The sequence below is a fragment of the Spirosoma validum genome (genome assembly GCF_014699035.1).
In the GTDB taxonomy this organism is placed as follows: domain Bacteria; phylum Bacteroidota; class Bacteroidia; order Cytophagales; family Spirosomataceae; genus Spirosoma; species Spirosoma validum.
The window spans coordinates 767,643-782,171 of record NZ_JACXAA010000001.1 but is presented as its reverse complement, the minus strand read 5'-3'; the positions used below and the strand labels follow the sequence as shown (position 1 = coordinate 782,171).

Annotated in this window: 11 protein-coding genes; 9 read left to right on the top strand and 2 right to left on the bottom strand. The window is 37.2% G+C overall.

What is annotated here, in order from left to right; translation table 11 throughout:
- The first annotated feature begins 12 nt into the window (after positions 1 to 12).
- Positions 13 to 1,113 carry a glycosyltransferase family 4 protein gene (locus tag IC230_RS03120; RefSeq protein ID WP_191037494.1) on the top strand — a complete coding sequence of 367 codons (1,101 nt, stop codon included), beginning with the start codon at positions 13 to 15 and terminating at the stop codon, positions 1,111 to 1,113.
- Positions 1,114 to 1,121: 8 nt separating this feature from the next.
- Here IC230_RS03120 and IC230_RS03115 read toward each other — a convergent pair whose 3' ends face one another.
- Positions 1,122 to 1,883, bottom strand: coding sequence for a glycosyltransferase family 2 protein (locus IC230_RS03115; RefSeq protein ID WP_191037493.1), 762 nt, complete (start codon positions 1,881 to 1,883; stop codon positions 1,122 to 1,124).
- Between the two features lie 213 nt (positions 1,884 to 2,096).
- Between IC230_RS03115 and IC230_RS03110 the strand changes: the two genes are divergently transcribed.
- The 4 genes from IC230_RS03110 to IC230_RS03095 all read left to right on the top strand — a co-directional run bounded on the left by IC230_RS03110 (position 2,097) and on the right by IC230_RS03095 (position 6,965).
- Positions 2,097 to 2,861 carry a glycosyltransferase family 2 protein gene (locus IC230_RS03110; RefSeq protein WP_191037492.1) on the top strand — a complete coding sequence of 255 codons (765 nt, stop codon included), beginning with the start codon at positions 2,097 to 2,099 and terminating at the stop codon, positions 2,859 to 2,861.
- Positions 2,862 to 2,915: 54 nt separating this feature from the next.
- Complete coding sequence (locus IC230_RS03105) at positions 2,916 to 4,226, top strand: hypothetical protein (RefSeq protein ID WP_191037491.1); 1,311 nt, start codon at positions 2,916 to 2,918, stop codon at positions 4,224 to 4,226.
- Positions 4,227 to 4,279: 53 nt separating this feature from the next.
- Complete coding sequence (locus IC230_RS03100; protein WP_191037490.1) at positions 4,280 to 5,959, top strand: glycosyl hydrolase family 28-related protein; 1,680 nt, start codon at positions 4,280 to 4,282, stop codon at positions 5,957 to 5,959.
- A gap of 100 nt (positions 5,960 to 6,059) precedes the next feature.
- Positions 6,060 to 6,965, top strand: a complete 906-nt coding sequence (locus IC230_RS03095) for a glycosyltransferase family 2 protein (RefSeq protein WP_191037489.1) — start codon at positions 6,060 to 6,062, stop codon at positions 6,963 to 6,965.
- A gap of 6 nt (positions 6,966 to 6,971) precedes the next feature.
- Here IC230_RS03095 and IC230_RS03090 read toward each other — a convergent pair whose 3' ends face one another.
- Complete coding sequence (locus tag IC230_RS03090) at positions 6,972 to 8,588, bottom strand: glycosyl hydrolase family 28-related protein (RefSeq protein WP_191037488.1); 1,617 nt, start codon at positions 8,586 to 8,588, stop codon at positions 6,972 to 6,974.
- 458 nt (positions 8,589 to 9,046) lie between these two features.
- Here IC230_RS03090 and IC230_RS03085 point away from each other — a divergent pair, with 458 nt between their 5' ends.
- From IC230_RS03085 to IC230_RS03070, 4 genes are all read left to right on the top strand, one after another.
- Positions 9,047 to 10,579 (top strand): capsule assembly Wzi family protein, encoded by a 1,533-nt coding sequence (locus tag IC230_RS03085; protein ID WP_191037487.1) that lies wholly within the window; start codon positions 9,047 to 9,049, stop codon positions 10,577 to 10,579.
- 198 nt (positions 10,580 to 10,777) lie between these two features.
- The gene (locus IC230_RS03080) at positions 10,778 to 12,157 is read left to right on the top strand and encodes a sugar transferase (protein ID WP_191037486.1); all 1,380 of its coding nucleotides are present in this window, start codon (positions 10,778 to 10,780) and stop codon (positions 12,155 to 12,157) included.
- Positions 12,158 to 12,322: 165 nt separating this feature from the next.
- Positions 12,323 to 13,558: a serine hydrolase domain-containing protein gene (locus IC230_RS03075; protein ID WP_191037485.1), complete on the top strand. Its 1,236-nt coding sequence runs from the start codon at positions 12,323 to 12,325 to the stop codon at positions 13,556 to 13,558.
- Positions 13,559 to 13,606: 48 nt separating this feature from the next.
- The gene (locus IC230_RS03070; protein WP_191037484.1) at positions 13,607 to 14,527 is read left to right on the top strand and encodes an alpha/beta hydrolase; all 921 of its coding nucleotides are present in this window, start codon (positions 13,607 to 13,609) and stop codon (positions 14,525 to 14,527) included.
- Positions 14,528 to 14,529 lie beyond the last annotated feature (2 nt).

The following is a 14,529-nucleotide window of genomic DNA, read 5'->3' as shown; positions in this document are numbered from 1 at the left end:
TAATTTTGTTCAATGAATATCTTTTTTGATCACCAGACATTTACACTTCAAAACTATGGCGGAATATCCAGGTACTTTTGTGAATTAATTAAAGGGATTAACAACACTGATGATAATAACGCTCATCTTTCTTTGCTATGGTCTAATAATGTTCATTTAAAAGAATATAATATTCCTGTGATACCATATCCTTTTTCTAAAAAACGCAGGCTATATTATAAATCTAATACTTTATTTAATTGTATTGATAATAAGATCAAAAGCTATGATATATATCATGCTACCTATTTTGACGATTTTTTAGTTTCTTCAATTGGCCAAAAACCTTTTGTCACAACTTTTTATGATATGACCTACGAGCGTCTATCAAATAGATTTGCTGAACTATCAGCTGATAAAACGATATTCGCTCAAAAACAAAAAGTAGTACAGAAAGCATCGCATTTAATTGCAATATCAGAAAGTACAAAACTAGATATGATCGAAATGCTTGATGTGCTACCTGAAAAAATAACAGTCATTCATTTAGGTAGTCCATTTGTGCAGCATGATGCTACGAATAAGAATGAAAATAGTGCTCCAAATGCATCTCCTTATTTGTTATATGTAGGTAATCGATCTAGTTATAAAAATTTTATACCCTTTTTGCGCGCAGTTGCGCAAATATTGATTAAGTATAGGGTGAAGTTAGTTTGTGCCGGAGGTGGTGAATTTTCACCTAAAGAAATAGAAGTCATCAAATCTTGGAATTTAAACAATTTAATAGAATACAAGGATGTCAATGATAAAATTTTACAAGGTCTCTATAAGGGAGCAATAGCTTTTGTATTTCCATCACTATATGAAGGTTTTGGCATCCCAGTATTAGAAGCATTTTCGTGTAATTGTCCTTGTGTCCTAAGTAATATTAGTTCGTTACCTGAAGTGGCTGGTGATGCAGCACTTTACTTTGATCCTGATAACAAGGATTCGATGGAAGCTTCGGTTGAAAAGATTCTGTTAGATAGCGCATTACGAGCAAAATTAATACAACTTGGCCGCGAGCAACTCTCCCTATTTTCCTGGCAAAAAACTGTTAATAGTACATTAGATTTGTACAATAAGCTTCACTAAACTGTCAGTCAGCGCTTTATAGTAAACTTAACAGTCAGATATACGTGATACAATATTTTTAGAAGTTCTCCTCTCCAAGCTGGTATAGCGCCATTCTTTATTTTAGCTCGGAAAGTTTCGTCATGAGCTTCAATAAGTTTAATATCACTGACACCCCCCATTCGCATTTTAACGGTTGTTCGATCTACAAAGGAAGCAACCAATTTGTCTGTAGGACGTAAAAGTAACTCATAGTCGCCAGATACTTTATAAGCCGGATCAAAATACCCATACTTTGTAAAAAGATGCTTGGCATGAAAACATCCAACATGCCAAGTAATCATTTTATACTTAAATCGTTCCCAATCCCAAGCTTCTCCTACAATTCGAATTGAAGTTAAGTCTTGTTTCACTAATTCAATGCGAGAAGAAACGAACTCTAATTCATGTTGTTTAGGATGTTGTATAATATGGTTTACGTATGTCTGGATAGCGTCTGGGTATAGAAGGTCATCAGAACCGAGGAAAGCAATCCACTCGCCCTTTGAAGCAGCTAAGCCTTTGTTCCATGCATCATAAATGCCTCGATCAGGCTCACTGATCCAATAGGAAAGTTTATCTTTGTATTGTTCAATTATTGAAATTGTATTATCAGTTGAGCCACCATCAATGATTATGTATTCAAAATTTTCGTAATTTTGTCCTAACACACTTGTTATACATCCATTTATATATTTTTCGGCGTTATATACCGCAGTTATTATTGAAACCTTTGGCGAGATACTTTGCATGTATATTGTATTTTAATGCTCGTTTTATCAATTGCTTCTTATGAGTGTATACTTATTAGATTTGAAAATTATTTATAAATTCTGTAAAAACAAAATACTCTTTTGTGCAATTAAACAAATAGTTGGCTTTTTAAAAAATATGCTGACTTTATTTACCTGATAATGAGAATTAAATGAGAATTTATAGCGAGTATAAGATACCTAGAAATTTTGATGCAAGCATTTAGCAATAATTCTAAAAATAATATAACAGTTAGCATAATAATCGTTGTTTATAATGCTAAGTCAACTATTACGCAGGCAATACAAAGCGTTATAGATCAAGTAGGCAGTTTCGAGTTAGTAATTATTGACGGCGGCTCAACTGATGGTACAGTCGATGTAATTAAAGATTATGAAAATGAGATAGATTTCTGGGTAAGCGAACCTGATAATGGAATTTATGATGCGATGAATAAAGGGGTGAAAAATTCGAATGGTAAATGGATATATTTTTTAGGAGCAGATGATGTACTGAATCCAGACGTAATAAATAGGATTCAACCTATTCTAATCGATAGTAAATGCGCTTTAGTTTATGGAGATATAAAGTATACCAATGGAGGTTTTTTTAAATCTCACTATAGTTTTATCACTTATATTCAGAATACTATACATCACCAAGCAGCTTTCTATAATCGTTCATTATTTGACAATTTTGCTTACGATATTAAAATGAGGATTATTTCTGACTACGAACTTAATTTAATCATATATCTTAATAAATCTAAGTATCAAAGAATTAATGTAACAGTGGCCACATGTTCAAAAGACGGTCGTAGCCGTAATCCTAAATTATCTTACAAAGAAACTAATATTATTAGACAGAAATATTTAAAAGGATACTTGGAGTTATCATCTCGTTTGCTACTAGGCACTAAATTTATCGTTATGACTCTTTATAGATTTATTAAAAAGAATTCGCACAGATATAGCTAGTTAATTGACTTGCTAGATTTTGAGAATAAACTATAGTTTTTAACATATCTATTTATGCAATCAACAACATTTTATTATGAAAAATATGACGTTACAATAATGTTAATAGCTTTAATGGTATTCGTAACTCTGATATATTTTTGTCTAAGAAGTAAGATTACGTCAGTTATAGATCCGCTATTATCTAATGTGCTTTGGTGCGCAAGTGGTTTATCTTTGTTAATAGGTTACTTTTTTGAAAAGGGAGTAACGACAGATGGTTTTGTTTTTGTTTTAGCATATGTGATATATATTGCTGGTCTTCGCTATTTTTTAGATAATTCTAGTCGCGATATTAAATCATTGAATGATGGAATTTATAATAAAAAAAATGTTTTATTATTTGCAATATGTTGTATTTTAAACTTAGCAAGTCGATATGAGTTTATAACTTATGCATTGACGAATCCATCGATAGAAAGTTGGTTTCTGTACAGGTTTAAGCAGTGGGAAGGGCGTAGCTTATTTCAGTACATTCTTGAGTTAGGTGCTAGGCCCTTCTTTATATATTACCTATTTGTATTATTAAAGGCTAAAAAGAACTGGCGTTATCCTTTAATACTCATACTAATTTTCAATAGTATACTGGATATAATTGCAGGTGGAAGATCCTCACTGTTAGGCCTAGCAGCCGCGTATGGGTACTATATCTTTTATTTTTATCCTATTTTTCAGAAAAAATCAATCAGATATATAAATGTCTATGGTGGCGTTTTTCTCGCTCTCGCCATATTGAATAGCGTGTTAGTTACGTCTTTTTACAACACAGAAGAGCGAATTGAAGATAGTGTTTCTCGAATGGCTAACAGATTATTAGCCGCTGGAGATGGATTAGAAATGTATTTAAGTAATAATGCTTCTGAACATATAAAACTTGGTCCCAGTGAATATAGCAAGGCTACTTTCGGAATATTTATAAAGCGTTTTATTGACGTTGAAACTCAGTCTATGGGTTGGCAACTTTATGAACTAGAAAAGGGTAGAATATCCCCTATTTCCGTTGGACCTAATTTCATATTACCACTTCAAGTAATTATGTTTGGGAGGATTTTTGTCATACCATATACACTATTAATAACTTTTTTTACTGCCTTTTTGAGGGGAAATAAATTTTCTAGGAAGTACATAAAGAGTCAACCTTTATCTTTTGTTCTGGGACTTTTGACATTTCAAATTCCCTTAGATATCGAATTTTTTGTGTTAATTCTATGCGCCTGTTTATTTATATACTACTTGTTCATCTACCCGATAAGGAAACTAACGATTATTATTGATACAGAAACTATTTTCAGAAAATCAAAAGACGTATCAGTTCGTGGATCATAATTGTATTAAACAAATTTTTTGATTACGTATAATTTGAACAAAAACGTTGAAATATGAAATATTTAATACTATATACTTTTATCTTTTTAGCTAGTGCAAAAGTTAGCGCACAGTCCACAGGTAACCTGCGCACTCAAAAAGAACAAAAAACAGTTAATGTTTTGCGAAAACCAGACGGCTTTTTGTATGAAACACAGGTAACAGGTCCTGAAGTTAAAATTAAAATAGATTCGTCACAGGTCATAGGTATGAGCCAACTTGCAAGTAAAATAAATACTCGCACAGCATTTCAGAACTTGGCTTCTCTCAGGGCTTCCAAGAATAGTTTAGTTAATGCCCCTGGAGTGATCAATATTACCGATAAGAATTTAGCTGGTACGTTTCTTTTGGACATTAAAGATAAGGTTTCTCTCGATAATACTGGTAGAGTAATAGTTACTGCGTCGGGGCTTAGATATAAAAGGATTATCCATGGAGGGCTGATTGAACTTGCTTGGTACGGGGCTAAGGGTGACGGTAATACGGACGACACACGAGCGGTCCAGAACGCAATCGATGACGCACTTTCCGCTGCTCCTGCAGTTAACATGTTACCTGTTTATGCTAAAACAGGGGCTGCTGGCACATTGTTAGTACCAGTGGGGACTTTCAGAATTTCTACTGTAAAAGTCAATGGCTCAATTCGAATCGTTGGTCAAGGAGGGGGGACTTACGCAGGAAGTTTCTTTTTACAGAAAAGCCCTGGAAGCGCAATGCTATTATTGGGTCCCGATGTTGATGGTCAAAGTAATAGTACTGTTATTGAGAATATTTGCTTCAGGTCTGGTTCACCCACCTCGGCTAAGGATGTTGCACAGATCAAAACAGTGGCTGGTGCACGTATTCAAAGTAACAGCATATATATACGAAATTGCTGGTTTCAGACTCCAGAAACTTATGCTATCTGGCTTACTCAAGGCGATGATATCCAGATTTCAGGGTGTACTTTTGACGTATGTCCTATGCATGCAGTTCGATTAGGATCAGTCGATAGTGGACAGGTACAAAATTGTACAATCAGTAATAATACTTTTTTTAATGTCAGTCTTAATCATATTAAGTTAGAAAATACATTAGGGATTGTAATCGCCAATAACAGGTTCTATAATGTAGGTACAACAATCAAGACAGCGACAATTATTAATGGAGTAGGTGCAACAAAAATTTATGGATTAACTATTATAGGAAATGAGTATTATAACATTCCAAATTTTGCCTTACTTGAAACCACATCATCAGGAGTTGTATTATCAGGAAATGTTGGTAAAGATACTGGGGGGGCTTTTTTGTATCTGACAGGAGGAGGAATTATATATGGATTATCTATAACTGGTAACGTCGCCATGTCAAAAGGAGCTTGGAAAAATGCACCTATATTTGGCCCTGGTTGTGGTTTACAAAGTTCGATAATAATGGGAAACACATTCTATTCAGATACTGTGACAAATTTAGGAATTGATATGCCAGATCACCGAACAACTAACAATATAATTGATAAAAACATATTTACAAATTTCCATTTAAAAGACAATTTGTATAATCGTCCAGCTAATGGACAAGTTATACCAGATGTAACAGATCTTAGAAGAGGTGATTTATTGTATTATGACGATGGGAAAATTATACGTATTCCAAAAGGTAACGATGGGCAATTCCTGAAAATGGTATCTGGCGTACCCGCTTGGTCAAACTGAAACTTATTAAATCATGTTGTTATTGAAAATTTGGAAGTATGTATCATTAAAACTTATTTTAAGAAGTTTATTATCATCTGCAAATCTTAATTAATATTGAATGGTATCAGTTGTTATTCCTACTTACAATGCATCTGGTTATTTGCCAAAATTAATTTTAGCATTAAGTAGACAAACTCTTTCACATGAGCTAATTGTGCTAGATTCGGAATCAAAAGATGACACAAGATTGTTATTAAATAAAGCTGGTATTTCATTTGTTTCGATAAATAAAGGAAATTTCAATCACGGTGGAACACGTAATATAGGTCTTGAAATGTCAAAATATGATATTGTCATATTCATGACCCAAGATGCATTGCCTGCAACTGATGACACGCTTGAGAGATTAGTCGATCGCCTTTCTTCTAGCAATCAAATAGCAATGGCTTATGGACGTCAATTACCTTATCCTGATACTGATATATTTGGACAGTTTGCTCGATATGCTAATTACCCTTCGCAAAGTTTGATCAAAGATCAAACGATGATTTCTAAAATGGGCATTAAAACGTGTTCATGCTCTAATTCATTTGCAGCATATCACAAGCCATTACTCAAAGAAATAGGTGGTTTTCCTGAAGACACAATTTTAGGCGAAGATGTTACTGTAGCTGCTCACTTTATTTTGAGAGGTTATTCCTTGGCTTATTGCGCAGAAGCGCAAGTTTATCATTCGCATAATTATTCGCTTGGTGAAGAATTTCGGCGATATTTTGATATTGGTGTGTTTCATCGTCAACAGCAAAAGGTATTACATCCCTTTACAAAAGCTGAGTCTGAAGGTTTACGCTACGTACTAGATGAAAGCAAATATTTGATAAAGTTAGGCGTTAGTTGGCTATTACCTGTTCAGTATGTGCGTACTATTGCAAAATACGTCGGTTATCGTACTGGTTGGTTTTACCATATTTTTCCAAAACGATTTAACAAACTATTAAGTATGCATCGTTCCTTCTGGAAATAATTTGGTTTATTCTAATGGAATAGGATCATTTATGAAAAAATCGCTCTGAAGTTCTACGAAGCCTTCATAGTATACAGGTTCGCCTATGCCACTTCCAGTAACGCGAGGAGTGAGGGTTACGCTGCCAACGCCACTGTTAAACGTAAGGCCAAGTAGAATGCCATTTATATTTAAATAAGATGGATCACCAACGTTTTGATCTAAAACAACTACAGTAGTAGAAATAGGGTCCGAACTGCCGCTATAGTATTGATTTGTAACGATTTGGGCCTCAAAAGACAGCGTCGCAGCCTTTCCCGAACCGTATCCTCCTGCTCTAATAATGCCATTGAATAATATACGATAAAATCCACTACTGATTGCCGAAGCTGGCTGTAAAGCCTCTTTAAAACGAAAAATATTAATGGATGATAAAGATCCAACAACGCCAGCAAAAATGGTATTGTTAGTTAATAACTTTATCCTTCCATTACGTTTTTCGAATGGCGTTGGCGTATTAAATATTACATTGGTTGAGCGACGGAGTAAATTTTGAGATATAATAAACTGATTATTAGGGGTAGTAAAACAAGTTATCTCGCTATTCATGACGTAACCTGATGCTTGTTGAGTTCCTCCGGCTGAAGGAGAATGATAAATCACAAAACGATTACGTTCCGACGGGATAGGTTGAGCTATACGAGCTCTTAAGCCTACAACAATACTGTTAGTTACATTGATTAATTCTGTAGTTGGAGCTGTTGCGTTAGAGGCTATAATATCTAATTCACAGTTTTCGAAGCCACTATTCTCGCCAATTTGTACCATTCGAGAAAACGATTCTATAGTAGCATGAATTTTTAAGTTAGTAGTAGATATAGTGCATAAAACGGCAGTTTCGTTGGTACCAATACCGGCTGTGACTCTAGCCAGATAACCTTGGAAGTTTATGCTATTTGTACCTGCTAGAATCATGGCAGGCTGACGATTCTGTAAACACTGTAACGATGTACCGTTAATGCTAACCACTCCCATTGATCCTGTTCCGCTAGCGAGCGTTTGGTAAGCACTTGAGGCTGTAAAATTGACACCCGTTACAGCAATATTGGCGGCATAACTTAGAATAATAGGAGTATTTGCTCTTATCAAGCATTCATGGATAAAAAATTCTTCACTACGAATATTAATCAGGCCGATAGTACCTAGCCCCCCGTTAGCAGATGCATTATCATCAAGCTGAAAATAGCACTTTTTGATACCACAATTTAAACCACCATTGTTTGTAAGGGCAAATTGTACACCAATTACAGATGGAGTCAAGACGGAACTACCACTAGAGTATAAAAACGTAAAGTTCTCACAACCTGAGTAGGAAGAGCCACTAAAATCAAACATGGGGCGACTGCCTGTATTTCCAACAATGACTGTGTTTAAATAAGAGCCTCCATCTCCAACTAGCCAGATTCCATTCGAGTTAGTCAAATTAATGGAGCTTCCAATGAAATAATATCCAGGAGGGAAATAGATAGTAGCCCGAGTAGGCAAGGACTTAGCGTAAGTAATCGCTGACTGTATTGCTGCTGAGTCATCTACCGTACCATCACCTTTAGCCCCAAATTGGGGATCTTTTACATTGATCGCCATCAGATTTTGTAATAAAATGAAAAGTTTGTATACTAAAAAATTTTCTAAATTTAGGATTTTGTATAATAGTTAATTAAATTAGTGGAAAATATAACTAAAATAATTTCTTGTTTTAACTGTTTATCTTCATCTATAAGTAATACGTAAACATTATGTGACAAAAGTTTCAGAAAAATTTATTTTAGAACTGTGGTTTAAATTAAATGGCAGCACCTGTTTTCAGAATTCGGTAGTAACTGTATTGTTAGTTTACTGATAACTATTCGGCTTTTAAAATCTGATGAATTCATTCTGATTCTGATGTTATTACCTATTCAACTCTATTTTTATTCGTTTTGTCCTGAACAGTTATAACGATTTACAATGTGTGTATATTGAAAAGTGACTCCTATAGCATTAAAGATCAAGTGAAGGCATTATTATTGTGAATCAGTTCGTTTCATTTTAGCCAATAATCAATGCTTATTTACCCAAAGCCAGGTTTTATACGCATAATAATCCTCCTGACAGCGACTTCCTGTTATCTGCAAGCACAGCCTCTTCGTAAGCCAACTCTATATACCGCAGAGGTTGGTACCTACCTCTCTTCATCAATAGAAACGCCCTTCTGGTTACGAGCTAATCAATATGGTATTGTTCCAAATCGGTCTCCTGTCGCAACCTTCCGAGCAGGCCTATATAGTGCTTATGATACAAATCGTTACGGTAACGGACGGTGGCGAGACTCTAAATTTGATCTAGCTTATGGATTTAATATGGTAATAAACGGTACCCAAAACGGCTTGTCCTATGAACGAAACGTATTACTGCCCGAAGCCTATGTAAAAGTCCGGAGAGGAATATGGGAGGTCTATGTCGGACGACGACGGGAGAAGTTTGGTCTGGCTGATTCGACTCTGTCTTCCGGTTCATACGCATGGTCGGGAAATGCAATGCCAGTCCCTAAGATTCAAATTGCGATTCCGAATTTTGCCCCAATTGGCTTCACTAAAGGTTGGCTAGCGGTTCAAGGGACGTTTTCGCATGGTTATCTCGATGCAAACGGGTATATCCTAAACACAATGCTGCATCAGAAATCATTGTATTTACGGTTTGGGCGTCAACGGGACTTTATGCGTGTTTACGCTGGAATAAATCATCAAGCCGTGTGGGGGGGGAGGGTTGCTGATCCATCTAACATTCCTAGTACAGTTCAAAGTAGTGGAGAACTACCGACAGGGCTGCGAAACTATTTTTATGTGGTATCAACATTGTATCCGAAGAGTGATGACGCGTCAGAATACAATTATTTCGACCTGACGAATCGAATAGGTAATCACCTTGGCTCGGTGGATATAGGTACTGAAATTGATCTGGCTAGGTACACCTTATATATTTATCGACAAAATCTTTTTGAGGATGGGTCACTGTATTATCTAATCAACATTGCGGATGGGCTAAACGGCATACGAATTCGCAAAAATGATGACAATGCGATTGTCAAAGATATTTTGTTCGAATTTCTTAATACGACTAGTCAGGGTGGACCTGAGTTTATTATAGATGATCCACTGAAACGAGGTAAGGACGATTATTTTAATCATCAACAATTTCGCGATGGTTGGGCCTATCGACAACATACAATCGGTACTCCGTTTATCCCCCCGGCTCTTGGTCCAAGAGATCAATATCCTTATGGCATCTTTACCATTAACAACCGAGTTTATGTATTTCACACGGGAATATCCGGTAACTTGCCACTGCATGGACGAGCATTGACTAACGCAGTTTCTTACCAAGTAAAGCTATCTTATAGTCATAATTTAGGGACTTATAATTTCCCTTATTTACCTGCACGTACGCAATTCTCAGGTTATGCTAGTATTATGGCACCTCTAGCTGTGCTAGGAGGTTTGCAGTTTACAGGAAGTATTGCTATCGACTCCGGTACGCTTTATCAGAATAGCGTTGGGACTTTTTTGAGCCTTCGTAAAGTATTTAACGCAAATTGATTAAAGAGGCTTTAAGACCATTTAATAATTTTTGCCTCTCTGGCTAATGGGATTTTTATCGGTTTTGTTATAAATTAGCAGCCTATTTTGGCGAATTATTGGATATTATTGGTGTATATCTTTATCTTGATACGCTATTTTAGAATTCATGGACAGTCTGAATGGCTGATCATGCTCCAAACAGTAAATTAGATAGATATGAGGCATCGATACTCTATACTTTTCTTCCCGCTTCATATAATTATTGACTTTCTAAGTCTTAATGCAGCGTTTGTCGGAGGGTATCTGCTTAAATTTCAAACGACTGTTGGTGTTACAGATCATCCTTATGCGTCATTTTGGCTGCTGTTTAACTTAATTTGGTTAGTAGAGATCTTACTGCTAAAGCCATATACGTTCCCCCGGCAGTTATTCAAAGCGGGCCATTTGCTTAAAAAACTGCTTTTTCTAACAGGTATTCATATTGCCGTCATCTCCATGTATTGGGTGGCTATTAGAGGCTATTATTATTCTCGTGAGCATTTGCTGATCACATATACTCTATTCTTAAGTTTAGGAGCACTATTTAGAATTGGTGGGTTAGTTTTTCTTCGGGAATATCGGGCTCGTGGATATAATAGTCGACGCTATGTAATTGTTGGATACGGCAAACTTGCGGCTTCAATCCATAGTTTTTATGAGACACATCCAGAAATGGGATTCCGTTTCTATGGTTATTTTGATAAGTCTACAGCTGAAAACAAAGGAATACTTACCGGTACATATACTGAGTTATCAAATTATATCGGTAGAGAAGGAATCGACTGTGTCTACTGCTGTTTGACGTATATGGATAATGAGCAACTGAAAGCTATTGTCGACCATGCTGAAGTTGCCAATTATCAGGTAAAATTATTAGTAGACTTCAGAGGGTTCTTAGCCCGTGGTACCTCTGTTGAATACCATGATTTTTTACCAGTACTGAACCTTTCTTCAGAAGTTTTAGCCGACTTTAGGGTCAATGTATTCAAACGATCGTTTGATATTCTTTTTTCAGTAGTAGCGCTCGGCCTAGGAATGCCTATATTTCTTGCTGTGGCCGCTATAACGCGACTTACTTCAGCGGGGCCAACGTTTTATGCTCAGGAACGTATTGGGCAAGGAGGAAAGCCATTTAAAATATACAAATTCCGTAGTATGTACGTAGACGCAGAAAAGGCAGGTCCAGCCTTATCTGGCGGCTTACTTGATAATCGTATTACCCCATGGGGACGGTTTATGCGCCAAACTCGCCTTGATGAGCTTCCTCAATTTTATAACGTTTTAAGAGGGGACATGTCGGTCGTTGGTCCGCGTCCGGAAAGACAGTTCTTTATCGATCAGATTGTTGAGATTGCCCCCGAGTATCGTTCTTTATTAAAAGTGAAACCGGGTATTACTTCTATAGGACAAGTCAAATTCGGATACGCAGCTAATGTTGATGAGATGGTAAAGCGTTTACGATATGATTTGTTATACCCACAACGTCGATCTTTTATATTCGATATGTGGATTATTGCGCAGACACTCCGGGTTATGGCTCAAGGGCGTGGCAAGTGATTTCTGTCGAAAATCTTTCTGGTACGTGGTTGGCCCCGTGCAGTAACACGAAAAGCATTCTTGAAATTTCGTATTATTTATATCAATAACCCTGTTATTGATATAAAACGATTCCTATTTTTGTGAGAATTGGTTTGTGGAATAATGCGAAATAAGTGCGTTAGGATGGTGCGAGTATATAAAGTTTGGCTTAGTATTTTAATAATAGTTGGAGTAGGAGTTTCGTGTGGTAAAGACTCCGAAACAAAACTGGCGCAAAACCTGCGTAATTGTGCCGACGAGCAAAAACTCTCTCCCAAACAACAAACACACATCCAGCAGCAGATTCATGCTGAAGAGAAATCCCGGAAAATTGAGGAAATCTTTCGCCAAAAAGTTCGTGGCGGCCTGAATGGTAATGTGCTGGTAGCGCAGAAAGGATTGATTCTCTATAAAAAATGTTTCGGTTTAGGGCATTTTGAACGAAGCGAACGCGATACGCTGGTAGAAGACTCTAAATTCCAGTTGGCCTCATTGTCAAAAACATTTACGGCAGTTGGTACGCTAAAGTTGATCGAAGCTGGTAAGCTACAATTTGAAGATACTATCCAAAAGTTCTATCCCGATTTCCCCTATCACGGTATTACCGTTCGTGAATTATTAAGCCACAGAAGTGGCTTACCTAATTACCAATATGCCTTCGACGATAGTATGAAGGTGAATTTCTATAAAAAAGAGAAGCCATACCCATCCAATGCGACTATCATGCATTGGTTTGCAACCGTAAAACCTACTCCTCAGCGATACAATATCCCGGGGCGCGGCTTCAGCTATAGTAATACGAATTACATGGTCTTGGCCTCGATCATTGAAAAAGTGACTGGAGAGAGCTATGAGACATATATCCGTAAAAATATTTTTGAGCCGCTGGGAATGCATCATACATTCGTTGCTACGACCAAGAATGATTCCATAAATTATCATCGAACGGCGGGTTACCAATGGAACCGACGTATTCCGAAGGATTATTACGATGATGTTGTTGGCGATAAAGGGATTTATTCTACAACTGGTGATCTTTTTCGGTGGTACCGCGCCTTAAATGGCGACTGTCTATTGCAGAAGAAGAGTCTGGCCGAAGCGTTTGTACCACGTAGTTTTGAACGGAAAGGTGCAAAGAATTACGGGTATGGGTTCCGTATGATGCTTAATGATCTTAATCAGCCTGAATATATTTATCATTCTGGCTGGTGGAAAGGCTATAACACGATGTTTTGGTTTAGCCCTAAAGATGAGTACGTCATTATTATTCTTAGTAACCGATATAATACAACTGTTTATCAAATTAAAGAGCTAATTGAGGTGCTACACGGTAGTTCAGACAATAAAATGGCTGCTGGAGATAGCGAAGTAGAAATATGAGTAAAGTCGGATACTAGATCGACTTTTGCAATTTTCATCTCCTATTTTATGCGCTTTTTAGTATTTAGTATGCTGTTTGCAGCCAGTATTCCCCAAGTTGCTTTATCGCAGGAAGTTATAAACCTCTGGCCCGATAGCGCTATTCCCAATTCTATCTCGGGGAGCCAAATAGCGGAAAAATCTGAGACAGATGCTAACGGTATCTTACGTATCAGTAACGTATCGGTTCCAACTCTTACAGCCTATCTCCCTGCCAAAGACAAAGCCACAGGAGCGGCTATCATGATTTGTCCTGGTGGCGGCTATTCGATTCTGGCAGCAAGCCATGAAGGATCAGACGTAGCACGTTGGTTCAACAGCATAGGCGTAGCGGCATTTGTACTCAAATATCGCCTACCTAATCCAGAGTTAATGACGAATCAGCAGGAGGTGCCCCTAATTGATGCTATGCAGGGCATGACGCTAATTCGTCAGAACGCAACTCGTTATGGGATCAATCCCGAGAAAATTGGTGTAATGGGCTTTTCGGCGGGAGGACATCTGGCAGCAACGCTCTCTACACATTACTATCGGGGGGAGAAAGCCAGTGAGATGGCTAAACCAAATTTTGCTGTGCTACTCTATCCAGTAATAACATTCGGCGAAAAAGCGCACACGGGCTCTCGCGATAAACTTTTGGGGAAATTAAATAGGTCTTCGGAGATGGTTGCTTATTACTCCAATGAGCTACAGGTAACAAAGCAAACACCGCCAACATTTTTAGTTCATTCGGAAGATGATAAAGGTGTTCCCGTCGAAAATAGCATTAACTACTATCTGGCCTGTCTGAAAAACGGCGTTCCGGCAGAAATGCATCTATATCCAATGGGGGGGCATGGATATGGCCTCCGTACCGCAAAGTTTGGCTCACTCAATACGTGGCCAGAAGCGTGCAAAGCCTGGTTGATGTCTCTGATCAGTGCAAAGTAATA